Source organism: Microbacterium pygmaeum, assembly GCF_900100885.1.
GTDB lineage: Bacteria > Actinomycetota > Actinomycetes > Actinomycetales > Microbacteriaceae > Microbacterium > Microbacterium pygmaeum.
Genome location: NZ_LT629692.1, coordinates 2,030,456 through 2,054,568 on the forward strand (window position 1 = coordinate 2,030,456; position 24,113 = coordinate 2,054,568).

The 24,113-nt window shown below is 70.3% G+C and carries 20 protein-coding genes and 1 tRNA gene; 18 read left to right on the plus strand and 3 right to left on the minus strand.

Translation table 11 applies throughout. The annotated features are described in order from the left end of the window. Positions 1-46 precede the first annotated feature (46 nt). Entirely contained in the window at positions 47-3,661 is a 3,615-nt protein-coding gene (mfd, locus tag BLT19_RS09555; RefSeq protein WP_172825616.1) for a transcription-repair coupling factor, read from the plus strand. Between the two features lie 63 nt (positions 3,662-3,724). Continuing rightward, positions 3,725-4,324: a gamma carbonic anhydrase family protein gene (locus tag BLT19_RS09560; RefSeq protein WP_091489161.1), complete on the plus strand. Its 600-nt coding sequence runs from the start codon at positions 3,725-3,727 to the stop codon at positions 4,322-4,324. 15 nt (positions 4,325-4,339) lie between these two features. Here BLT19_RS09560 and BLT19_RS09565 read toward each other — a convergent pair whose 3' ends face one another. Next, a complete protein-coding gene (locus tag BLT19_RS09565; RefSeq protein WP_091489163.1) occupies positions 4,340-7,015 on the minus strand; it encodes a phosphoenolpyruvate carboxylase in 2,676 nt (891 codons plus the stop codon). Positions 7,016-7,089: 74 nt separating this feature from the next. On the opposite strand from BLT19_RS09565, the gene BLT19_RS17645 reads away from it, so the two are divergent. The 16 genes from BLT19_RS17645 to BLT19_RS09645 all read left to right on the plus strand — a co-directional run bounded on the left by BLT19_RS17645 (position 7,090) and on the right by BLT19_RS09645 (position 21,901). Continuing rightward, positions 7,090-7,245, plus strand: coding sequence for a hypothetical protein (locus tag BLT19_RS17645; protein ID WP_157681841.1), 156 nt, complete (start codon positions 7,090-7,092; stop codon positions 7,243-7,245). Further along, complete coding sequence (locus tag BLT19_RS09570) at positions 7,242-7,892, plus strand: MazG family protein (protein WP_091489165.1); 651 nt, start codon at positions 7,242-7,244, stop codon at positions 7,890-7,892. The genes BLT19_RS17645 and BLT19_RS09570 overlap by 4 nt, the downstream gene beginning before the upstream one ends. A 49-nt stretch (positions 7,893-7,941) precedes the next feature. Beyond that, positions 7,942-9,210 carry a histidine--tRNA ligase gene (gene hisS / locus BLT19_RS09575; RefSeq protein ID WP_231917878.1) on the plus strand — a complete coding sequence of 423 codons (1,269 nt, stop codon included), beginning with the start codon at positions 7,942-7,944 and terminating at the stop codon, positions 9,208-9,210. 260 nt (positions 9,211-9,470) lie between these two features. After that, positions 9,471-10,265, plus strand: coding sequence for an SGNH/GDSL hydrolase family protein (locus BLT19_RS09580; RefSeq protein WP_231917593.1), 795 nt, complete (start codon positions 9,471-9,473; stop codon positions 10,263-10,265). Positions 10,266-10,527: 262 nt separating this feature from the next. Then, positions 10,528-11,208, plus strand: coding sequence for an O-methyltransferase (locus BLT19_RS09590; RefSeq protein WP_091489169.1), 681 nt, complete (start codon positions 10,528-10,530; stop codon positions 11,206-11,208). 134 nt (positions 11,209-11,342) lie between these two features. Next, positions 11,343-12,623, plus strand: a complete 1,281-nt coding sequence (eno, locus tag BLT19_RS09595; protein ID WP_091489171.1) for a phosphopyruvate hydratase — start codon at positions 11,343-11,345, stop codon at positions 12,621-12,623. Between the two features lie 29 nt (positions 12,624-12,652). Continuing rightward, positions 12,653-13,189: an FtsB family cell division protein gene (locus BLT19_RS09600; RefSeq protein WP_231917594.1), complete on the plus strand. Its 537-nt coding sequence runs from the start codon at positions 12,653-12,655 to the stop codon at positions 13,187-13,189. A 30-nt stretch (positions 13,190-13,219) separates the two neighbouring features. After that, positions 13,220-13,738, plus strand: coding sequence for a DUF501 domain-containing protein (locus BLT19_RS09605; protein WP_091489173.1), 519 nt, complete (start codon positions 13,220-13,222; stop codon positions 13,736-13,738). Further along, the gene (locus BLT19_RS09610) at positions 13,735-15,015 is read left to right on the plus strand and encodes a S8 family serine peptidase (RefSeq protein WP_091489175.1); all 1,281 of its coding nucleotides are present in this window, start codon (positions 13,735-13,737) and stop codon (positions 15,013-15,015) included. The genes BLT19_RS09605 and BLT19_RS09610 overlap by 4 nt, the downstream gene beginning before the upstream one ends. 37 nt (positions 15,016-15,052) lie before the next feature. Next, positions 15,053-16,459, plus strand: coding sequence for an NAD(P)/FAD-dependent oxidoreductase (locus BLT19_RS09615; RefSeq protein WP_091493689.1), 1,407 nt, complete (start codon positions 15,053-15,055; stop codon positions 16,457-16,459). Between the two features lie 4 nt (positions 16,460-16,463). Further along, a tRNA-Leu gene (locus tag BLT19_RS09620) sits at positions 16,464-16,537 on the plus strand. 82 nt (positions 16,538-16,619) lie between these two features. Continuing rightward, complete coding sequence (locus BLT19_RS09625; RefSeq protein WP_091489177.1) at positions 16,620-17,870, plus strand: type III PLP-dependent enzyme domain-containing protein; 1,251 nt, start codon at positions 16,620-16,622, stop codon at positions 17,868-17,870. Next, a complete protein-coding gene (locus tag BLT19_RS09630) occupies positions 17,867-19,180 on the plus strand; it encodes a D-arabinono-1,4-lactone oxidase (RefSeq protein ID WP_091489179.1) in 1,314 nt (437 codons plus the stop codon). The genes BLT19_RS09625 and BLT19_RS09630 overlap by 4 nt, the downstream gene beginning before the upstream one ends. A gap of 59 nt (positions 19,181-19,239) precedes the next feature. Then, complete coding sequence (locus BLT19_RS09635) at positions 19,240-19,809, plus strand: LemA family protein (protein WP_091489182.1); 570 nt, start codon at positions 19,240-19,242, stop codon at positions 19,807-19,809. A 101-nt stretch (positions 19,810-19,910) separates the two neighbouring features. After that, entirely contained in the window at positions 19,911-20,801 is an 891-nt protein-coding gene (locus BLT19_RS09640; RefSeq protein ID WP_091489184.1) for a M48 family metallopeptidase, read from the plus strand. After that, positions 20,801-21,901: a DNA glycosylase AlkZ-like family protein gene (locus BLT19_RS09645; protein ID WP_091489187.1), complete on the plus strand. Its 1,101-nt coding sequence runs from the start codon at positions 20,801-20,803 to the stop codon at positions 21,899-21,901. The genes BLT19_RS09640 and BLT19_RS09645 overlap by 1 nt, the downstream gene beginning before the upstream one ends. 11 nt (positions 21,902-21,912) lie before the next feature. Here the strand turns inward: BLT19_RS09645 and BLT19_RS09650 are convergent, their stop codons facing one another. Continuing rightward, entirely contained in the window at positions 21,913-22,803 is an 891-nt protein-coding gene (locus tag BLT19_RS09650; protein WP_091489189.1) for a hypothetical protein, read from the minus strand. Between the two features lie 9 nt (positions 22,804-22,812). Beyond that, entirely contained in the window at positions 22,813-24,099 is a 1,287-nt protein-coding gene (locus tag BLT19_RS09655) for a winged helix-turn-helix domain-containing protein (protein ID WP_231917595.1), read from the minus strand. Positions 24,100-24,113: the final 14 nt, after the last annotated feature.

Here is a 24,113-nt window from a genome sequence, read left to right on the forward strand (position 1 = left end):
TCTCATCCTAGGAGCCGACGTCTGCCGTCGCCGATAGACTTTCCCGGTGACAGTTCCCGGGATCGTGCGCGCCCTCGAACAGGCTGAGTCGTTCCGGGATGCCTCGGCCGCAGCATCCGTCGATGCCGACTTCTCCCTGGTCGAAGGCCTGACCGCACCGCTGCTTTCCGCCCTGCTGGAGCGACGGCGGGCGGCGGGGAAGTCCGGCGCCCTGCTCGTGGTCACGCCGACCGGGCGGCGCGCCGACGCCCTCGGGCCCGCGCTGGGGGCGCTGCTTCCCGGCTCTGAGGTGCTGCATTTCCCCGCGTGGGAGACGCTGCCGCACGAGCGACTGAGCCCGTCGCCGGAGATCGTCGGGCGGCGTCTGGAGGTGCTCGGCCACATCGCACGGTGGACGGGGGAGACTCCGCTCATCATCACGGCATCGGTGCGCGGCGCGATCCAGCCGCTGGCGCCGGGGCTCACCGAGGCTGAGCCGGTCGCGCTGCGGGTCGGCGGGCGCGGGTACGACCTCACCGAGATCACCCTGCGGCTGATCGAGCTCGCCTATCACCGCGTCGACATGGTGTCGCGTCGAGGCGAGTTCGCCGTGCGCGGCGGCATCCTGGATGTCTTCCCGCCGACGGCACCGCATCCGTTCCGCATCGAGTTCTTCGGCGACGAGGTCGAGCAGATCCGCGCCTTCTCCGTCGCCGATCAGCGGTCGCTGCCGGGCGATGTGAGCGACGTGGAATTCGTGGCCAGTCGCGAGCTGCTGCTGACCCCGCAGGTGCGCGCACGCGCACTGCGCCTGAAGGACGAATTCCCGGGTGTGCGCGGCATGCTCGAGAAGATGGCCGAGGGCATCCCCGTGGAGGGGATGGAGTCGCTGCTGCCGGCCCTGGTCGACTCGCTGGTGACGCTCGTGGACTACCTGCCGCGCGACGCCGCCGTCGCGCTGGTCGACCCGGAGCGCTCGGTCACGCGCGCGATCACGCTCGGGGAGACGAACCGGGAGTTCCTCGACGCGGCGTGGAACGCCGCGACCGCCGGCGCTGATACGCCCATCGACCTGGGCGCGGGTGACTTCGTGACGCTGCCCCGCCTGCGCGAGGACGCGCACGAGCGCGGCGACGTGTGGTGGACGCTCAGCGCGTTCGACTCGGGCGCCGCCGATGCGGCAGCCGAAGGGCTGCTGGACATCGACCACGCGCTCGAGCGGGCCGCGGCGATCCGCGTTCCCGGCACTCCGGTCCCCTCGTTCCAGGGGAACATCGACGGTGCGACGGCGCACGTCGGAGAACTCCTCAACGACGGATGGCGGGTCGTGGTCGCTGCATCCGGACCGGGGCTCGTCGACCGCGCACGCGACGTCCTCGCCGAACGCGGCATCGCCGCCCGCCGCGTCGATGATCTCGGCACGGAGCCCGAGGCCGGTGTCGCCCACGTCGTGCTCTCGCCCCTCGAGCGCGGATTCGAGGTGCCCGACGCCAAGGTCGCAGTGCTCACCGAGACCGAGTTCTACGGTCGCACGATCGGCGGCGACCAGCGTCTCGTGAAGAAGCTCGCATCGCGTCGGCGCAACGTCGTCGACCCGCTCCAGCTCAAGAACGGCGACTACGTGGTGCACGCGACGCACGGCATCGGCCGATTCGTCGAGCTCACCCAGCGCGAGGTCTCCAGCGGCGGTCGCAATGCCGTCAAGAGCAAGCGCGAGTACCTCGTGCTCGAGTACGCGCCGTCCAAGCGCGGGTTTCCGGGCGACAAGCTGTACGTTCCCACCGATCAGCTGGACCTGCTCTCGCGCTACGTCGGCGGCGAGGCGCCGGCGCTCTCCAAGATGGGCGGCAGCGACTGGGCGCAGGCGAAGGGGCGCGCGCGCAAGGCGGTGCGCGACATCGCGGTCGAGCTGGTGAAGCTGTACTCGGCCCGCATGGCCGCCAAGGGTCACGCCTTCGGTCCGGACACGCCGTGGCAGCGCGAGCTCGAGGAGGCGTTCCCGTTCGCCGAGACGCCCGACCAGCTGCAGACGATCGACGAGATCAAAGCCGACATGGAGAAGCCGATCCCGATGGACCGGCTGCTCTCCGGCGACGTCGGGTTCGGCAAGACCGAGGTCGCCGTCCGCGCTGCGTTCAAGGCCATCCAGGACGGCAAGCAGGTGGCCATGCTCGTGCCGACCACGCTGCTGGTCAAACAGCACCTCGAGACCTTCACCGAGCGCTTCGCCGGGTTCCCGGTGCAGGTCCGTGCGCTGTCGCGGTTCCAGACCGACAAGCAGGCGCGCGACACGCTCGCCGGCATCACCGACGGCACGGTCGACATGGTGATCGGCACGCACCGGATCCTCACCGAGAACGTGATCTTCAAAGACCTCGGTCTGATGATCATCGATGAGGAGCAGCGGTTCGGCGTCGAGCACAAGGACAAGCTGAAGAAGCTGAAGACCAACGTCGACATCCTGGCGATGAGCGCGACGCCGATCCCGCGCACGCTCGAGATGGCGGTCACCGGCATCCGCGAGATGTCGACGCTGCAGACGCCGCCGGAGGACCGGCATCCGATCCTCACGTTCGTCGGGCCGCGCAACGACAAGCAGATCGCCGCTGCGATCCGTCGCGAACTGCTGCGCGAGGGCCAGGTGTTCTTCGTGCACAACCGGGTCTCATCGATCCAGCGGGTCGCCGCGCAGTTGGCGGAGCTCGTCCCGGAGGCACGGATCGCGGTCGCGCACGGGCAGATGGGCGAGCACGCGCTCGAGCAGGTCGTGGACGACTTCTGGGAGCGACGTGCCGACGTCCTGGTCTCCACCACGATCGTGGAGACGGGGCTGGACATCTCCAACGCCAACACGATCATCATCGACCGGGCCGACAAGTACGGGCTCTCGCAGCTGCACCAGCTGCGCGGCCGCGTGGGCCGTGCCCGCGAGCGTGCCTATGCGTACTTCCTCTACGACGAGATGAAGCCGCTGTCCGAGACGGCGGCCGACCGACTCGAGACCATCGCGGTCAACAACGACCTCGGGTCGGGGATGCAGGTCGCGCTGAAAGACCTGGAGCTGCGCGGTGCCGGCAACCTGCTGGGTGCCGAGCAGGCGGGACACATCGCCGGTGTCGGCTTCGATCTGTACCTGCGGATGATCGGCGAGGCCGTCTCGGCGTTCCGCGGCGATGAGGTGGAGGGACCCACCGAACTCCGCCTCGAGCTGCCGGTGCAGGCTCGGATCCCCGAGTCGTACATCGACAGCGAGCGCCTGCGTCTGGAGGCGTACCAGAAGCTCTCGGCGGCGGCAGCGGCCACCGCCAAGGACGATGCGATCGATCTCGTCGTCGAGGAGCTGCGCGACCGCTACGGCGATCTGCCGGCCGAGGCGGAGGGTCTGCTCGCGGTCGCGAGCCTGCGTCGCCGCGCCGCGCAGTCGGGCCTGTCGGACGTCGTGGCGATGGGACCGAACCTGCGCATCGCGCCCGCCGATCTGCCGGATTCACTGCGCGTCAGGCTGCAGCGGCTGTATCCCAAGGCGAAGCTGCTGGCCGGTGGTGACGCGCTGGTGGTGCCGATGCCCCGCAGCGGTGATGACCCGCTGGGGGACGCGGAGCTGATCGCCTGGGTGCGCCAGCTGCTGGACCAGCTCTTCCCGGTGCCCGCTGCAGCGGAGGTCGCACGGGAGCCGGCCTGACGACGCGGATGCCGGCGGCCGCCGACCCCGCCGCGGTACGCTGACGCCGACCGAGGAGGAACAGTGCAGTTCGAGCATCTCGGGGCACACCCCCGCATCCACCCGACCGCGGTCGTCGCGCCCACAGCCGTCCTCAGCGGCGACGTCCAGATCGGCCCGGAGTGTCAGATCCTGCACGGCGCGGTGATCACCGCCGAAGGCGGGCCGATCACGCTGGGGGAGCACGTGATCGTGATGGAGAACGCCCTCATCCGTGCGAGCGCCTCGCACGCCGTGCACATCGGCGATCACACGCTGGTGGGGCCGATGGCGAGCGTCTCGGGGGCGACGATCGGCGACGAGGTGTTCCTGGCCACCGGCACGCGCGTCTTCAACGGCGCCCGTGTCGGGCGCCGCAGTGAGGTTCGCATCAACGCCGTCGTGCACCTGCGGACCGTGCTGCCGCCCGAGACCGTCGTCCCGATCGGATGGATCGCCGTGGGCGAGCCGCTGCAGATCCTCTCACCCGATCGGCACGAGGAGATCTGGGAGGCCCAGAAGGAGCTTGACTTCCCGGGCTACATCTTCGGGATCGACCGCGACACGCCCGATCTCATGGTGCAGCTCACCGAGCGCTACGGCCGCAGCCTCGCCCGGCACGCACACGACCGCCCGAGCGACTGAGCGGTCCGACCCGGCTCACCCGGTGTTCTGCAGACCGGCGGCGACGCCGCTGACCGACAGCAGCAGCAGGCGCTGCTGCTCGGGATCGGCCGGCACTCCCGACGACGCGTCGTCGCGCAGCGCGCGCAGGGCGCGCAGCTGGAGCAGCGAGAGCGCGTCGACGTAGGGGCTGCGCATCTTGACCGCGCGCTGGAGGACCGGCTTGTTGTCCAGCACCTCGTCGCCGGCGGTGACGCGGATCACCCACGACCGCGTGAGCTCCATCTCGTCCATCACGAGCGCTGCCAGATCGTCGCGGTCGCCGAGGGCGAGGTACCGACGGGCGATGCGCTCGTCGGTCTTGGCGAGACTCATGGCGACGTTGTCCACGAGCGTCTGGAACAACGGCCATTCACGGTAGGCCAGCCGCATCCGCCCCTCATCGCCGACCGCCTGCAGTGCGGTGCCGAGTCCGAACCATCCGGCGAGATTGATCCGCGCCTGCGTCCAGGCGAACACCCACGGGATCGCCCGGAGATCCTCCAGCGACTCGACGGACAGGCCGCGCCGCGCGGGGCGCGAGCCGAGCGCGAGCAGCCCGACCTCCTCCATCGGGGTGACGCGGGCGAACCAGGGTGCGAAGCCGGGTGCCTTCACGAGATCGAAGAACCGCTTGCGGGATGCCGCGTCCATCGTCGCCGCGACGTCGGCGAACTGCTCGGCCGCGGCGCTGTTGCGCCGCTCGATGGACGGCGCCGAAGCCATCAGCACGGCGGCGGCGACCTGATCGATGTGGCGCATCGCGATCGCGGGGTCACCGTAACGGGCGAAGATGACCTCGCCCTGCTCGGTGAGCTTGAACCGGCCGTCCACCGAATGCGGCGGCTGCGCGAGGATAGCCGAGTTGGCCGGCCCGCCGCCGCGGCCGAGGGCACCGCCGCGGCCGTGGAAGAGGGTGAGTTCGATGCCGCTCTCCAGCGCCCACGCGGCGATGGCGGACTGCGCCTCGTAGAGCGCGAGGTTCGCAGCGACCGGGCCGACGTCCTTCGAGGAATCCGAGTAGCCGAGCATGACCTCCAGGCGCCGGCCCGTCGCATCCAGGCGAGCGGCGAACTCCGGATCCTGCACGATCTCGGCGAGGATGCGCGGCGCGGCCTGCAGGTCGGCGAAGGTCTCGAACAGCGGAATGACGTCCAGGACCGGCGCCGTGCCGTCACTGCCGGCCGCGAAGCGTGCGAGCCGGTAGACGTTCAGCAGGTCCTGCGCGGACTGCGTGAACGACACGATGTAGCGCCCAGCCGCACGCGGACCGTAGCGCTCCTGGAGGAAGCCGACCGCACGGAACACGTCGAGCACCTCTTCGGCCAGTTCGGTGCGGGCCTGCCCGGCATCCAGTTCGGCGAGGACCTTCGCGTGCACCGCGGAGTGCTGGCGCACCTCGAGCTCGGTGAGGTGGAAGCCGAAAGTCTCGACCTGCCAGAGCAGCTGCTGCAGATGCCCGTAGGCCTGGCGCGGTGCGTGCGCCTGCACGAGCGAATCCTGGACGATCCGCAGATCGCTCAGCAGCTGCTCGGGATCCCGGTAGGCGAGGTCGGCGTTGCGTGCTCGCGTGGCCGCGATGCGACGCGCGATCAGCAGCAGGATGCGGCGGTGCGGCTCGTTCGGCGATCGCTTGGCGACCTCGGTCGCCGCGTCCTCGTCGGCTGCCTTCAGACGCTGCCACAGCGAGAGCAGCGCCGCGCTCGGGGGAGTCGTCGTGGCATCGAGGGTCAGGCCGCGCCCGATCCGGATCGCGGTCTGCTCGAGGCCGAGCAGGACGTGCTCGCTGGCGATCGCGGCAGCCTTGCGCGTGACCGATGCGGTGACGAACGGGTTGCCGTCACGGTCGCCCCCGACCCACGAGCCGATCCGCACGAACGGGCGGACCACGGGCGTGCGGGAACCGGCGGCAGGGCCCTGCAGGGCATCGTCCACGCGGCGATACACGTGCGGCACCGCGGTGTACAGCGTCTCGTCGAAGACCGCCATCACGGCGCGCACCTCATCGGTGGGCGACGGCTTCTCCGGCCGGAGGGGCGCTGTGCGCCACAGCGTGTCGATCTCTTCGAGCATGCGGCGCTCGGCCCTGCGCTGATCGGCACCACCGCGCAGGGATGCGTCGTGCTCCTCGAGGAAGGATGCCAGGCGACGGATGCTGGTGGAGATCGCCCGCCGCCGGGCTTCGGTCGGATGCGCCGTGAAGACCGGGTGGAAGCGCAGCGCCTGCAGGCGCAGCAGGGCCGTGTCGTCGCCGACCTCGGCAGCGAGGCGCACGAACGCCGCAGCGACGGAATCGCCGGCGTCCTCGCGGTCGGGTCGTCCGTCGCGCTCGCGGAGGATCCGCACCCGCTGGTGCTCCTCGGCCAGGTTCACGAGGTGGAAGTAGCACGTGAAGGCCCGGGCGACCTCGTCGGCGCGGTCGATCGCGAAGGAGTCAGCGATGCGCGCTGCTCGTTCGAACGCTTCGTCGGTCTCATCCGTGTACGCCTGGATCGTGGCCGCACGCAGCCGCTCGACGTCCTCGTAGAGTCCGGGGGACCCGCTTTCGCGCAGCACACGACCGAGAAGCGATCCCAGCATCCGCACGTCGGCACGCATCCGCTCGGGGATCTCCTGGCCGGCCTCGAATCGTCCGACCAGGTCGATCGCCTCGGTCTGAGTGAGCTCGTGCATACCTCCCACGGTAGCCTCGGGGTGTTTCGCGGACGTGTCGTGTTACGGGCCGCCCGCCCGAGGAAAGGTCCCCCTTGTCGCTCCTGCGTTCGGCCCGCTTCCCGGCGATCGTGCTGCTGGTCGCTGCCGTGCTCGCGCTGGTGGTCGCAGGGGCGATTGTCGCCCACCGGGCGCGGCATCATCGGCGGGTGGCGGCGGAGGGCCGGGACGATTCGAAGGAGCAGGCATGAACGAACAGGATCCGCTGCGGCAGGCGGCCGAGACCATGCGCACCGTGCGGGATCGGTGCGTCTGGACGCAGCAGATCGATCATCGAGACCTCGTGCCCTATCTGGTGGAGGAGAGCGCCGAGGTGATCGACGCCGTCGAGGTGGGCACACCCGCCGAGCTGCGCGAGGAGCTCGGCGACCTGCTCTGGCAGGTGCTGTTCCACGCCGAGATCGCGTCGCGGGCGCAGGAGGATCCGTTCGACATCGACGACGTGGCACGAGGGCTCACCGAGAAGATGGTGCGCCGCCACCCTCACGTGTTCGCGGGCGAGGTGGCCGAGACCCCCGAGCAGGTGCTCGTCCTGTGGAACGCCGCCAAGTCCGCCGAGAAGCGCGAGCGCACCAGCGTGCTGGACGGCGTCTCCTCGCACATGCCTTCGCTGGCGCTGGCGCAGAAACTGCTCGGCAAGGCCGAGAAGGTGGGCGTGTCCGCGGTGCGTGCGGAACCGGTCGAGGAGACCGAGGCGGACTTGGGTGATGCGCTCCTGGATCTGGTGGCGCGCGCTCGAGCGCGGGGGTGGGACGCCGAACGCGCGCTGCGCGAGCGGCTCCGGATGCTGGAGACCCAGGTTCTAGATGCCGAGGCCGATGGGGTCCAGGGCCGCTGAAGCGACCTGGGAGGATGGGAACGTGGCATCCGTCAATCCTCCGCGCGGCATGCGCGATTTCCTCCCCGCCGACAAGGCTCGTCGCGAGCGCGTCCTCGCCGTCATCCGCGATCGCTATCGCGTGCACGGGTTCGACGAGATCGAAACCCCGGTGATGGAGGAGTTCGCCCGTCTGCACGCCGGCATCGGCGGCGACAACGAGAAGCTCGCCTACAATGTCCTCAAGCGGGGCCTGGACGCCGAGGCCATCAGGGCGGCGGCCGATGACCCGGCGGCGCTGGCGGACCTCGGCCTGCGCTACGACCTCACCGTGCCGCTCGCGCGGTTCTACGCCAGTCACCGGGCCGAGTTGCCGACGGTGTTCCGCGCGGTGCAGATCGCACCGGTGTGGCGGGCGGAACGGCCGCAGAAGGGCCGCTACCGCCAGTTCATGCAGTGCGACATCGACATCATCGGCGATGCGTCCTCGCGCGCCGAAGCCGAACTCATCGTCGCCACCCTCGACGCCGTCGACGCCCTCGGGCTGGACGGCGCCACGGTGCGCGTCAACGACCGCCGGGCGCTGGATTGGATGCTGACCGGGTTCGGCTTCCGGGACGAGGAGCGTCCGGGGGTGCTCATCACGATCGACAAGCTCGACAAGGTCGGTCCGGCCGGGGTCGTCGCCGAACTGCGGGAGCGCGGCGCGACCGCGGAAGCCGTCGACGCGTTGGAGGCCTTCCTGCACCGGCCGACCACGCTCGAGCACCACCCGTTCGGCGAGCGGCAGATCCGCAAGCTCCTGCCGGACGGGCTCCCGGACGCGATCGTCGCCGACCTGGTCGGCATCGGCGACGCGGTCGCCGCGGCACGTTCGCTCGATTCCGCCGAGGGCGGGATCCCGCTCGTCTTCGATCCCTTCCTCGTCCGGGGGATGGGCTACTACACCGGCACGATCTTCGAGTTGGCGCACCCGTCGGTCGACTACTCCCTGGGCGGCGGCGGGCGATACGACGGCATGATCGGCCGGTTCCTCGGGCAGGACGTTCCTGCGGTCGGCTTCTCGATCGGGTTCGAGCGGATCGTGGAACTCGTGACCGAATCGGATGCCGCGGCGCGCAGCGCGGTCGTCCTGGTCCACGATCGCGACGTCGAACTGGGCGAGCTGCTCGCCCTGAAAGCCGCGCTGGTCGCCGAAGGATCCCGTGTGCGACTCGAGCAGCGCACGAAGAACCTGAAGGCGCTGCTCGAGCAGTCGGCGGCTGACGGATTCACCGCCTTCGCGACGGTGGCTCCAGGCGCCACGCGCGACGAACTGGAGATCAAGCCGCTCTCGTAGCGCCGGCATCCGCTCGCCGCGCCGCTCCGGCCCGCCCCCCGCCGCCCGCTGCCCGCCGCAGAATTCCCGTCGGCCACTCTCAGGCCGCCCCAACCTCGCGAGACTTCGCGAATGTCGCGTTTCGGCCCTGAGTTTGAGCCGTTCGTGAAGTCTCGCGAGGGATGGAACCGAGAACCCGGGACCCGGGTGCGAAGTGCGGCGTTCCGCGCACGTCGCATGGCGGTCAGCGCCCGTTCACCCAGCCGTGATGATGTGGGTCCGTGAGCTCGTCCACACGCGCGGCGACGATCGCCGGCACCGCCGCGCTGGCGGTGACCGCCGTCGCGTTGGTCGCGCGAACCACGCTGACGAGGCAGGCGGCCATCGCGCGACGTCGCATCGGCAAGCCGCTGGGCGAGGACGCGATCGATGCCGACCGCGTGTGGCGGCGCGCATACGAAGGCCAACCGCTCGAGCTGCTGATCGTCGGCGACTCGATCGCGGCCGGGCTCGGCGCCGAGCGCCGCAAGGACACGCTGGGCGGACGACTCGCCAAAGGGCTGGCCGCTCGGATGCATCGTCCCGTGCGCCTTCGCACCGTCGCCGTCGTCGGGGCGGATTCCTCGACGCTGCCCGGGCAGCTGGACTCGCTGCCGGGCGACTATCGAGCCGATGTCGCGGTGATCATCGTGGGAGGCAACGACATCACGCACCGCATTCCGGTATCCATCTCGGTCCGGCACCTCGACGCCGCGATCCGACGGCTCCGCGATGCGGGTACGGCGGTCGTCGTGGGCACGTGCCCCGACCTCGGCGCCCTGCGACCGGTGCCGCAGCCGCTGCGGGCGCTCGGCGCACGTCTGTCGCGGCAGCTGGCGGACGCGCAGGCCGAGGCCGCGCAGCGCAGCGGCGCGCGCGCCGTGTCGCTGCGGCGCGCGGTCGGAGCGGTGTTCATCTCGCATCCGGACGAGATGTTCAGCCTCGACCGCTTCCACCCCAGCGCACTGGGCTATCGGCGCACCGCCGAGGCCCTGCTGCCCGCGATCGTGGAGTCCGTGCGGCACCTGACGCCGTGACACGCGCTTCTCGCGCACGTAGACCTCGCGCCGCACCGTTGTCCCGCGCCTTCTGAGTGGTGACCTCGAAGTGCGCGGTCAAGACCCCGCGGCCGGGCGTGACGAACTCCATCTCGCCGCGTGTATCCCACACGACGGGGCCCGGGCCCAGGTGGTGCATCACGAGCGTGAAGAAATCCGAGATGGACAACCGACTCGCGGCGAGCCGGCGCTCGACGACGCGCACCTTGACGCGCGATGCGACGCGGGATTGGCTGAGGGCATGGCAGCCAACCCACCCGAACCGACTCCCGAGCTCTGGCGACGCGTCGACGCGTACCTGACCGACACGCTGGTCGGGCACGACCCCGACCTCGAGGACGCGGTCGCGGCCCAGCACGCGGCAGGCCTGCCGGCGATCGAGGTCGCTCCCGTCAACGGCAAGCTCCTGCACCTGCTCGCACGCATCAGCGGTGCGCGCCGAGTGCTCGAGATCGGCACCCTCGGCGCGTATTCGACGATCTGGATGGCCCGCGGCATCCCTGCGGACGGCGTCGTGGTCACGATCGAGGCGGAGCCGCGCATCGCCGAGGTCGCGCGGGCGAACCTCGAGCGCGCCGGCGTGGACGCCAAGGTCGACATCCTGATCGGGCGGGCCGCCGATGTGCTGCCGACCCTGGAGGGCGCCGAGCCGTTCGACCTCGTCTTCATCGACGCCGACAAGGAGTCCAACACGATCTACCTCGACTGGGCGGCGCGCCTGGGCAGGCCCGGGACCGTGGTGGTCGTGGACAACATCGGCCGCGGGGGAGAGGTCGCCAACCCCGCCACGACCAGTGCGCAGGTCATCGGCACGCAGCGCGGGCTCGAACTGCTCGGCCGAGATCCGCGATTCGATGCCACCGCGCTGCAGACGCTCGACCTGAAGGGGTATGACGGCATCGCGATCGCGCTCGTCGTGTGACCTGTCACCGGGAGCGGATGCCTGTGGCCCCGGCATCCGTTCTCACTAGACTCGTCTGGGCGGATCGACGTCGCTCCGAGCACCCACGCACGAACCAGCAAGCCCCCTTCACGAAACAACAGGGAGAGTCCTCCGTGGCACTTATCGAGGCAGTCAACGCGCGCGAGATCTTGGATTCGCGCGGCAACCCGACCGTGGAAGTGGAGGTTCTGCTCGACGACGGCATCGTCCAGCGCGCGGCCGTCCCCTCCGGCGCGTCCACCGGTGCGTTCGAGGCCTACGAGCTTCGCGACGGCGACAAGACCCGGTACGGCGGCAAGGGCGTGCTCAAGGCCGTCGACGCTGTCGTCGACGAGCTCGGCCCCGCCCTGGAGGGCGTAGATGCCAGCGAGCAGCGGATCATCGACGAGATCCTGATCGAGGTCGACGGCACCGACAACAAGTCGCGCGTCGGCGCGAACGCCATCCTCGGCGTGAGCCTGGCGGTCGCCAAGGCGGCTGCCGACAGCGCCGACCTGCCGCTGTTCCGCTACATCGGCGGCCCGAACGCCCACATCCTGCCTGTTCCGCTGTTCAACGTCATCAACGGCGGTTCGCACGCGGACAACGGCATCGACATGCAGGAGTTCTTCCTCGCGCCGATCGGCGCGTCCAGCTTCGCCGAGGCACTGCGCTGGGGCACCGAGACCTACCACGTCCTCAAGGGCGAGCTGCTGGCCGCCGGCTACGCGACGGGCCTGGGCGACGAGGGCGGCTTCGCCCCCGACCTGCCCAGCAACCGCGAGGGCCTGGATTTCCTGATCAAGGCGATCGAGAAGGCCGGCTTCACGCCCGGCACCGAGATCGCGCTCGGCATGGACGTCGCGGCCACCGAGTTCTTCAAGGACGGCGCCTACCAGTTCGAGGGCAAGGCGTGGTCGGCCGAGGAGATCACCGACTACTACATCGACCTCGCGGACTCCTACCCGATCATCACGATCGAGGATGCCCTCGCGGAGGACGACTGGGACGCGTGGAAGCACCTCACCGAGAAGCTGGGGTCGAAGATCCAGCTCGTCGGCGACGACCTGTTCGTCACCAACCCGACGCGCCTCGCCGACGGTATCGCGCGCGGAGTCGCCAACTCGCTCCTGGTGAAGGTCAACCAGATCGGCACGCTGTCCGAGACCCTCGACGCGGTCGACCTGGCGCACCGCTCGGGCTACACCACGATGTTCTCGCACCGCTCCGGCGAGACCGAGGACACCACGATCGCCGACCTCGTCGTGGCCGTGAACTCGGGTCAGATCAAGAGCGGCGCGCCCGCTCGCAGCGAGCGGGTTGCGAAATACAATCAGCTTCTGCGCATCGAAGAAGAGCTGGGCGACGCGGCGGAGTTCGCAGGACGCTCGGCCTTCCCGCGGTACAAGGGCTGACGCACCGCAAGACGACGAGAGGGGGAGCCGTGGCCAGAGCAGCGGCTCCCCCTTCTCGTACCCGCCGGCCGCCGCGCGCCCCCGTCGACGTGCGCGGGTGGCTGGGCGGCATCCGTCTTTCGGGCTTCATGGTGATCATGCTGGGCCTGGTGGTGCTCGCGGCCTTCGTGCTCGTGCCGACGATCGGCACGTATCTGGATCAGCGGCAGCAGATCGTCGCCCTGCAGCAGGCCGTGCAGCTGGGGCAGGACGAGGTCGCCGACCTCGAGGCGCAGCGCGACCGCTGGAGCGATCCGGCGTACATCACCACCCAGGCGCGGGAGCGCCTGTACTACGTCCGGCCGGGCGAGGTCGTCTACCTCGTCGACAACGACCTGCCGCCAGCCCTCGTCCCGCAGGAACAGGCCGTCGTCAGCGACGAGGTCCAGCAGACGCGGACCGATTGGATGTCGCAGCTCGTGCGATCCGTGACCGAGGCGGGCCTCGCGCAAACCGTCGCACCGGTGACGATCGGCGTCCCCGATCCGGCGCCGACCGAGTCAACGCCGGCACCCCCGGCGCCGTGACCTCCCTGCTGCTCCAGGTACCCTGAACGCGTGACCACTCCGCCGTTCCCGCCTGTCAGCGAGGCTGATCTGGCGGTCCTGCGTTCCCAGCTCGGGCGGCCGGCGCGCGATGTCGTGGGCATCGCCGCGCGATGCGTGTGCGGCAATCCGACCGTCGTGGCGACCGCACCGCGGCTGGCCGACGGCACCCCGTTCCCGACGTTCTACTACCTGAGTCACCCGGCCGCCACGGCCGCGATGTCGGGGCTGGAGGCGACGCAGGTGATGCGCACGCTGGCGGACGAGCTGTCCGAGAACCTCGACGTGGCGGAGGCCTATCGCGTCGCGCACCGCGCGTATCTGGCCGATCGGGCTGGCTTCGGCGACGTCGCGGAGATCGACGGCATCTCGGCGGGTGGCATGCCGACGCGCGTGAAGTGCCTGCATGCGCTGGCAGCGCACGCGCTTGCGGCCGGGCCAGGCGTGAACCCGATCGGAGACAGGGCGCTGGCCATGTCGACCTGGTCGCCGGACCGATGCGTCTGCGCAGAACCCGGTCCCGGCGCATGACCGGGGTGGGCACCCGCGCGATCGCCGTCGCCCTCGGGTCACTGATCGCCCTCCCGATGCTGCTGGGCGCGTCGGTGCCGCCCGCTGCGCCGCCGGTGGATCCGGTACGTGCCGCGGAGTACTGGCTGGATGGCAACGGCATCACCGACGCGTGGAAGAGCACCCGCGGGGCAGGGGTGCGGATCGCGATCATCGACACCGGGATCGGGCGCGGGCCGGTCGAATTCGACGGCGCAGTCGTCGGTGGGACCGACGTGTCCGGCGTGGGATCCCCGGACGGCCGGACACCCGTTGGTGCGGTCGACGGCAATCACGGCAGCTGGGTCGGCTCGCTCGCCGCGTCGCGCGGCACAGGGGCGACGACGGGCATGATCGGCGTAGCCCCGGAAGCGCAGCTGCTGTCGGTCTCGGTCGGCTTCGGCTCATCGGCGACGGTCCCCTTCGCCGAGCAGATCGCCGAGGCCATCCGCTGGTCGGTGGACAACGGCGCCGACGTCATCAACCTCTCGCTGACCACGAACACCCCCGATTGGGACGCGAGCTGGGACTCGGCGTTCCTGTACGCCTTCGACCACGACGTCGTGGTCGTCGTCGCGGCCGGCAACCGGGGGAGCGGCACCTCGCGCGTCGGCGCTCCGGCCACCATCCCCGGCGTGCTCACCGTGGCAGGCGTCGACCCCAACGGCAAGGCGAGCGTCGAGGCATCCACCCAGGGGATCACGATCGGCGTCTCGGCTCCCAGCGAGAAGCTCCTCGGGGTCTCGGCGGACGGTCGGATCGTGCAGTGGGACGGCACGAGTGGCGCGGCGCCGATCGTCGCCGGCATCGCGGCGCTCGTCCGCTCGGCGCATCCGGACCTGGACGCCGCCAACGTGATCAACCGCATCATCAAGACCGCGCGTCCCGCCGCGGGTGCGACGGCCGTGCCCGATCCGCTGTACGGGTACGGGCTGGTGGATGCCGCGGCCGCGGTGGACGCGCAGGTCGGCACCGTCACAGCCAATCCGATGGGCAGTCTCAAGGACTGGATCCGGATCTACCGCCGCGCCGACAGCGCTCCGGTGCCGATTCCGACAGCGGAGCCGGTCGTGATCGATCCGCTCCCCTCCTACGACACCGCGGAGCGCCCGACCTCGCCGCTGCTGCCGTCGCGGGAGACCCTCCTGTACGGCACGCTTCCGCTGATGGCCGGCTCTGCGGCGGCTATACTGGTGGCGCTCGGCGTCACCGCAGCTGTCCGACGATTCCGATTGGCGTCCCGGACGCCGAGCCGCTGACCCCCAGGAGTTTTCCCCCGTGAGCAACACCGCGCCTGTGAAGAGCACTACGCCCCGGATCCTCATCGTCGGCGGCGGGTACGCGGGCTTCTACACGGCGTGGAAGCTCGAGAAGCACCTGCGCAAGGGTGAGGCCGAGGTCACGATCGTCGACCCGCTGCCGTACATGACCTACCAGCCGTTCCTGCCCGAGGTCGCCGCCGGATCCATCGAGGCACGCCACTCGGTGGTCGCCCTGCGTCGGCACCTGAAGAAGACCACGATCGTCGCGGCGAAGGTCACCGGGATCAACCACGCGGACAAGGTCGCGACGATCACGCCGATCGCGGGCGAGCCCTACGAGCTGGAATACGACCAGATCGTCGTCACCGCCGGCGCCGTCTCGCGCACGTTCCCGATCCCCGGCATCGCCGACAACGCGATCGGACTCAAGACCATCGAGGAGGCTGTCGCGATCCGCGACCGCCTGATGTCGAACTTCGACAAGGCCTCCACGCTGCCTCCCGGACCGGCCCGCGACCGTCTGCTGACGGTCGTCGTCGTGGGCGGCGGATTCGCCGGCATCGAGGTCTTCGCCGAGCTCCGCTCGCTCGCCTCGAGCCTGGTGTCGAAGTACCCGCAGGTGACCTTCGAGGACACCCACTTCCATCTGGTCGAGGCGATGAGCCGGATCATGCCCGAGGTGTCGCTCAAGACCAGCGAATGGGTGCTCAAGAGCCTCGCCAAGCGAGGTGCCTTCGTGCACCTGGACACGCAGCTGACCAGCGCGGTCGACGGGAACGTCGAGCTGTCCACGGGCGAGGTCATCCCCACGGACCTGATCGTCTGGACGGCGGGTGTCATGGCCAACCCGACCGTCGTCCGCGGCGGCGACCTGCCCGTCGAGGAGCGGGGTCGGATCCGCACCCGCGCCGACCTGCGCGTCGGAACCGAGGATGAGATCGTCGAGGGCGCCTGGGCGGCTGGTGACGTCTCGGCGGTCCCCGACCTGACCGGCGGCGGCGTCGGCGGATACTGCGTGCCCAACGCCCAGCACGCGGTCCGTCAGGCGAAGCTGCTCGCGAAGAACCTGGTGGCGGTGCTGCGCGGTGAGCTGCCGCGCGAGTACTTCCACAAGAACCTCGGTGCGGTCGCCGGGCTCGGCCTGTATAACGGCGTCTTCCAGTCCGGCAACCTGGCGCTGAAGGGCTTCATCGCCTGGGTCGCCCACCGTGGCTATCACGGCCTGGCGATGCCGTCGTGGGAGCGCAAGTTCCGCGTGGTCTGGGGCTGGTGGAACAACCTGTGGCTCGGCCGTGATCTCGTGAACCTCGAAGCAGTCCAGAATCCGCGGTATGTCTTCGAGGAGTTCGCCGCGCGTCCGCGTCCGGCGGCACCCGCCGCGGAGCCGGAGAAGAAGGCCGTCACCGAGGCGCCGGCGCAGAAGGTCGCCGCGTCCCGCTGAGCGGGCCCCCGTAGCCCAATCGGCAGAGGCAGGCGACTTAAAATCGCCCGAGTGTGGGTTCGAGTCCCACCGGGGGTACGCCCCGGCGGCGTCGTCGGCCCGATCCCCCGGGTCGTAGGCTGGGGCGCATGTGTTCCCACCCGATCGGGAGCGTGATGCGATGACGCTCGATCTGTTGGCACGGGCCGATTCCGCTCCGTCCGAAGCTTTCCGTCCCGCTGCGTGGTCGGATGCCGCGGCGCACTGGCGCGGCATGACCGCGGCGGTCGCCGGCATCTCCGGACCCGTCGCCGCGCTGAACGTTCCGGCGCTGCGATACAACGCCCTCGACATGCTCGTGCGCTCCGGGGGCGTGCCGATCCGCGTCGCGAGCAAGTCGGTGCGCGTCCGGGAGGTGATCGATGCCACCCTGGCGCTGCCCGGCTACACAGGGATCCTCGCCTTCACACTCCCCGAGGCGCTCTGGCTCGCCGAGACCCACGATGACGTCGTGCTCGGCTACCCGACGGTAGACCGGGCCGCGATCGCGCAGCTCGCCCACGACGAGCGGGCAGCGACCCGGGTGACCCTGATGGTCGACGACGTGGCGCAGCTCGACCTCATCGACTCGGTCGCCCCGCCGCACCAGCGCGCCGTGCTGCGCCTTGCGATCGACGCCGACGCATCGTGGCGTGCTCCCGGACTCGGGCACATCGGGGTCCGCCGATCGCCGGTGCACGAACCCGGTGAGGTCGCAGGACTCGGCAGGGCGATCGCGGCCCGCAGCGGCTTCCGGCTCGTCGGCCTCATGATGTACGAAGCGCAGATCGCCGGACAGCCAGACGCGACCGGTTCCGGCGACGGTGTGATCCGATGGATGCAGCGCCGATCCGCGCAAGAGCTTCTCGAGCGCCGCGGGGCGATCGTGTCGGCGCTGCGCGACGTCGCGGCGCTGGAGTTCGTGAACGGGGGCGGGACCGGGTCGCTCGAGCTCACCGCATCCGACCTCGCCGTCACCGAACTGACCGCCGGAAGCGGACTGCTGGCCGGCCACCTCTTCGACGGCTACCGCGCGTTCGAGCTCGCGCCTGCCGCCGCCTTCGCGCTCGAGGTCGTCCGCAAGCCGCTGCCCGACATCGCCACCGTGCTCGGTGGCGGGTGGATCGCCTCCGGGCCCCCGGTGGCCTCGCGCCAGCCCCTCCCGGTCTGGCCCCGGGGGCTGAAGACGCTCGGTCGGGAGGGTGCGGGCGAAGTGCAGACGCCGCTGCAGGGCGAGGCGGCACGCACCCTCTCGGTCGGGGATCGCGTGTGGTTCCGCCACTCCAAGAGTGGCGAGCTCGCCGAACGTGTCGATCGCTACCAGCTCGTGGACGGCGACCGGCTGGTCGGAGAGGCGATGACCTACCGCGGCGAGGGAAAGGCGTTCCTGTGACCCGGCCGGGTGGCATCTGGCAGAACTGGGGGCGGTCCGAGCGGATCCGGCCGCAGCGGATCGAATTCCCGCGGACGACGGATGCCGTGCGGCGGGCGGTGCAGGCGGCCTCGCGCCGCGGACATCGGGTCAAAGCGGTCGGTGCCGGGCACAGCTTCACCGGGATCGCTGTGGCGCCAGGGGTGCTGCTGGATCTCACAGACCTGACCGGACTGGTCTCGGCCGATACGGAGCGCGGTCGCGTCACGCTGCGGGCGGGCACCCGCCTGCACCAGGTTCCGAAGCTTCTCGCGCCGTACGGGCTGGCCATGCCGAACCTCGGCGACATCGACGCCCAGTCGATCGCGGGCGCGATCTCGACAGGCACGCACGGCACGGGCAGCGAATACGGCGGCATCGCCACGCAGGTGGTCGGCGTGACACTGGTCACCGCCGACGGCGAACTGCTCGTGGTCGATGACGATCGCAACAGCGAGCTGCTGCCCGCGGTCGCGCTCGGCCTCGGGGCGCTCGGCATCCTGGTCGAGGTCACCCTGCAGTGCGTCCCGGCATTCGTCCTGCACGCCCTGGAACGCCCCGAGGACCTGGGTGAAGTGCTGGATTCGCTGGATGCCCGGGTTCGGGCATCCGATCATTTCGAGTTCTACTGGTTCCCGCACACCGACCGTGCCATGACCAAGACCAACACGCGCCTGCCGGAGAGCGCGGTGCGCGCTCCGCTGCCGGCTCTGGGCAAGTGGGTCGATGACATCGTGGTCGGCAACGGTCTGCATCAGGTGGCGTGCAGCCTCGCCCGCACGGTGCCGGCGACGATCCCGTTCCTGAACCGGACCTCGGTGCGCATGTGGGGCGATCGCGAGTTCACCGATCTGTCGACCCGCGTATTCACGACCGAGCGCTCGGTGAGGTTCCGGGAGATGGAGTACGCCCTTCCAGCCGATGAGGTGCGCTCTGCCTTCGACGCGCTGCGGGCGCTCGTGCACGAGCGGGGCTGGCGCATCTCGTTCCCGGTCGAGGTGCGCTTCGCTGCGGCCGACGACATCTGGATGTCCACGGCCCACGGTCGCGCATCCGGGTACATCGCCCTGCACCGCTACTGGCGCGAGGACCCCACCGAGTACTTCGAGGCCGCGGAGCAGATCCTGCTCGCGCACGGCGGCCGGCCGCACTGGGGGAAGATGCACACGCTCGATGCCGGCGCGCTGCGGGACCGCTACCCGCGGTTCGATGATTTCATCGCGCTGCGGGATCGGCTGGATCCGGATCGTATGTTCTCGAATCGATATCTGACGCGCGTCCTCGGTGAGTAAGGGCTGAGAGTCCGAGAGCGGTTCCTGTGCGCGGAGTACGCCGAGGATAGGATGACCGCATGTGGGAATGGCTGATCCCGGTACTGATCGTCGTGGCGCTCGTCGTCATCGTCGGCATCTACCTGTGGGCGACGTACAACTCGCTCGTGCAACTCAACGTCCGCGTTGACGAGGCATGGAGCGACATCACCGTGCAGCTCAAGAGGCGGGCGGATCTGCTGCCGAACCTCATCGAGGCGGTGAAGGGGTACGCCGCACACGAGAAGGCGGTGTTCGAGAACGTCACCCGGGCCCGTGCCGAGACCCTCGGCGCCGGAGGCCCCGCCGAGGCGGGCGTGGCGGAAGGTCACATGCAGCAGGCCTTGAAGTCGCTGTTCGCGGTCGCCGAGGCCTATCCCCAGCTGCAGGCCAGCCAGAACTTCCTTCAGCTGCAGCAGTCGATCGTCGACACCGAGGACAAGATCCAGGCATCGCGCCGGTTCTACAACGGCGGTGTCCGCGAGCTCAACACCAAGATCAAGGTGTTCCCGAACAACCTCTTCGCGCGCAACCTCGGCTTCCACGAGCGCGAGTTCTTCGAGGTGGTCGACGGCGCTGCGATCAGCGAACCGCCCAGGGTCCAATTTTGAGCCGAGCCGGGGCGATGCGCGCGCAGCCCGCGTTGACGCGGCTGCGGTTCAAGATCGAGTAGGCGCGCCGGCGCCGTTTCGAGACCCCGGAAGAGAGTGCCGTGTACTCGGCGATCGCACGCAACAAGCGCAACACCTGGTTCATCCTGACGGCGTTCCTCGCCCTGCTCGCGGCGATCGGGCTGCTGGCGGGATGGCTCGCCGGCAACAACTGGTGGATCACCGCCTTCATCCTGGTCTTCGCGGCCGGGTACGCGACGTTCCAGTACTTCTTCGCCGACCGCGAGGCGATCGCGATGTCCGGTGCAGTCGCGGTGACGCGGGCTGACGCCCCCAGGTACTACCGGATCGTGGAGAATCTGTGCATCGCCACCGGCACGCCGATGCCCACCCTGTACGTCGTCGAGGACGAAGCGCCCAACGCCTTCGCGATGGGGCGCACCCCCGACAAGGCCTCGATCACCGTCACGACCGGACTGTTCGAGCTGATGACCGACCGCGAGCTCGAAGGGGTCCTCGGCCACGAGCTCGGCCATATCCGCAACTACGACATCCGCGTCTCGCTCATCGTCTTCGGACTCGTCGTGGCGGTGGGCATCCTCGCCGACATCATGATGCGCTTCGCGTTCTTCGGCGGCGGACGCCGCGGCGGCGGCAACAACCAGGCGCAGCTGTTCCTGCTGTTGTTCGGGATCGTCGCCGCGATCGTTGCGCCGCTGCTGGCCGGCGCGGTCCAAGCGGCGATCTCGCGTCAGCGCGAGTACCTCGCCGACGCCACGAGCGCGATGACGACCCGCGATCCGGACGGGCTCGCATCGGCCCTCGGCAAACTCGCCGAATACGGGCGACCACTGCAGCGTGCGAACACCTCGATGGCGCATCTGTGGATCGCCGACCCGCTGAAGCCCAACGCGCTGGCGCGCCTGTTCGCAACCCATCCGCCGCTGCCGGAGCGGATCGAGCGACTGCACGAGATGGGTGGCACGTTCTGATGCAGCCGCACCGGCTGACGCGCGAGGACGCGCGACGCGTCGCCATCGGCGCCCAGCTTCTGAGCGCGGCGCGGCCGGCGGGCATCGTCGAGACCGTCTACGGCCTGACCGTGGTGAACATCGAGCCCACAGCGGCGATCATGCCCAGCGCCGACCACATCCTGTGGAGCCGGCTGGGCTGGCCCTACGCATCGGCTGATCTGCAGCGGGCGTTCGAGGTGGAGCGGGACCTGTTCGAGTGGGGCGGCTTCTACCGCGTGATGTCGGACCTGCCGCTGCTGCGCCACGAGATGTCCGCGCGGCCGGCGTACGCGGAGGCGCGCGAGTGGCTCGCGGCGAACGCACGCTTCCGGCGTGACGTGCGGGATCGCCTGCGCGCGGAGGGCCCGCTGCATGCCGCGGAGGTGCCGGACACCGCACAGGTGCCGTGGCGATCCACGGGCTGGACGAACAACCGCAACGCATCGCAGATGCTCGAGATCCTCGTCACCACCGGCGAGGTGGCCGTCTCGGCGCGCGACGCGAAGGGCCGGCTGTTCGACCTGGCCGAGCGGGTGTACCCGGACGACCTGCCCGACGTGTCTGCGCAGGACGCCGCGCGCGAGCGCTCCGAGCGTCGGCTGGCGGCGTTCGGCATCGCGCGTCCGAAAGGCATCCGCCAGCCATTCGAACCGGTCGACGTCGGCACGGTCGGCGAGACGGCTGTCGTGGAGGGGGTGGAAGGGGAGTGGCGGGTGGATGCCTCGGCCCTCGGGCTCCTCGACTCGTTCGCGCCACGCACCGCGCTCGTCTCCCCGTTCGACCGGCTCGTGTTCGATCGGGACCGGCTGCGGGACCTGTTCGGCTTCGAGTACCTGTTGGAGATGTACAAGCCCGCCGCGAAGCGCCGGTGGGGCTACTTCGCGCTGCCGATCCTGCACGGTGACCGGTTCGTCGGCAAACTGGATGCGAAGGCCGACCGGAAGGCGGGTGTGCTCCGCGTCGCCGCGATCCACGAGGATCTGCCGTTCGGCGCGACGGTCGCCGCCGACGTCGATGCGGAGATCCGTGCCCTCGCGCAGTGGCTGGGCCTCGAGGTGACCGGCCTCGCGGACGGTTGACCGCAGGCCCGTCAGCCGACCGCGAGGATCATCTCGTCGCGGTGGAACGACACCGTTCCGCGCAGCGCCCAGTCCTCAGCGCGATACGTGAAGGATGCCGCGGTCCCGGCGCGCGTCGTGCCGGTCGCCGTGGCGGCGATCACACCGTCGGTGGCGGCGAAGGTCCGCGCGTCGGCGGCGAGTGCGAGCACCGGCGTGGCCTCGACGCGGAAGGCGATGCGATCCAGCGTCGCCAGGTCGGCGGCCCACGGCACCCGGAGTCCGCAGTGCGGTGGAACGCCGGTGGCTGCCCGCGCGCACTCCGCGACATACGCGTCCAACTGCTCCTGCGCCGCCTCGACGCCGGCAGATGAGACGGATGCGGTGAGCGCGGCCGTCGCCTCCGCCCCGTCCGCCACGGTCGCGGTGAGCGCCCCTTCCACGAGACCGGCGGGCGCTGCTGTGATCGTGTACACCGCCGGCAGCAGGCGGATCTCACCCGTCGGTGTGAGCGCGCCGCCGATGCGGACCGAGTCGCCGATGGTCGTGGTCACCTCGAGGCTCGCCAGAGCGTCGGCATCCACCTTCCAGCCGCCGTCCTCGCCGGACAGGACGAAGTCGACCGTGGCGGGTTCGCCGCCCAGCTCGACCTCGGCGTGTACCGAGCCGTCGCTGCGGACTGCGAACTCGTACGAGTCGAGATAGCCGTCCGCGCCCGCGAACGCCTGGATCGCAACCTCGTCGAGTGGTGCGCCGAGGAGCCCCTGGATCGCGTCCAGATCGCCCGCCGACAGCGCCCGCAGGTACGCGTCGGCCGTCTGCTCCGGCGTCGCCGGGCGGCTGAGCAGCCACCATGCCGCGCCCGCGGCGACGAGGACCGCGACCGCACCGGCCGCGATCCCCATCACGACGCCGCGCTTCATCCCTCCACGCTAGCCGTCGGCGACGGCGGGCTCGTCTTCGGCGAGGGCGGCGGGTTCGGCGGCACCGCGCTCATGGCGGCGTGCGCCCGGCAGTTCGGTCGCCAGGTCGTCGACGGCATCACCCCAGGATGACAGCGAGATGGCGTCCAGACCCTGCCAGCGTGCGGCGGCCTGCACCTCCGCAGCCAGCCGGACCGCGGCATCCGCCGGTCGGTCCTGCTCCCACCACGCCGACTGCACCAGGAGGGTCGATGCTGAGCGGTCGGCCTTCAGATCGATGCGCCCGACCACGTCGTCGCCGATCAGGACCGGCAGCGAGTAGTAGCCGAAGCGGCGCTTCGCGGCGGGTGTGTAGATCTCGATGCGGTACTCGAAGTCGAACAGCCGCGCTGCGCGATCGCGGAACCACACCACGGGATCGAACGGCGTGAGGATCGCCGCCGCGTCGAGCCGGCGGGGCAGGACCGCGTCGCGGTGCACCCAGGCCTTCGCCGGCCGATTCGCCGACTGCCAGCCGCGGACCGTCACCGGGCGCAGCTCACCGTCGTCGACGAGGTCCTGGATCGACGCGAGCACGCCGGGCCGGTCCTTGATGCGCCAGTAGTCGGCGAGGTCCGACGCCGTGGCCACCCCGTACGCCCGCGCGGCGCGACGGACCAGTTCACGCACGGCGTCGGCGCGCGGCACCTCCCGGCCCGCCAGCGATGCGGGCAGGACGTCCGACACGAGCCCGTACCGGCGCTCGAAGCCGCGGCGCCCGGCGATCGCGACCTCACCGAACATCCACAGATACTCCAGCACGTTCTTCACCACGTCCCAGTCCCACCACGGTCCGCGCGAGGCTTGCTTGGAGTCGTGCTCGATCTCCGCCGGCCGCAGCGGCCCGCGGGCGGCCAGTTCCGCCCTCACCCAGTCGACGATCTCGCGGTGGGACTGGAACCAGCCGTCGGGGTCGGTCCCGTACTTCGCGCGCAGCTCATCCATGCGGAATCGGAACAGACCCCAGTCCGATGCCGGGATGAAGGCCGCGACGTGCGCCAGGTACTCCACGTACGGCGCCTTCCGGGCGAACAGCAGCCGATCCAGCGCGGCCGTGTCATACGGCCCGAGTCGCGAGAAGAGCGGCATGTAGTGCGACCGGGCGAACACGTTGACCGAGTCGATCTGCAGCGTGCCCATCCGCGCGAGGGCGGAGTTCAGCTGCCGGGTGCCCGGCGCGGCAGGACGCTGCTGGGCGAACCCCTGTGCCGCGAGTGCCATGCGCCGCGCCTCGGCCGCGCTCAGGGTCTCCTTCACGCGGCCAGCCTAGC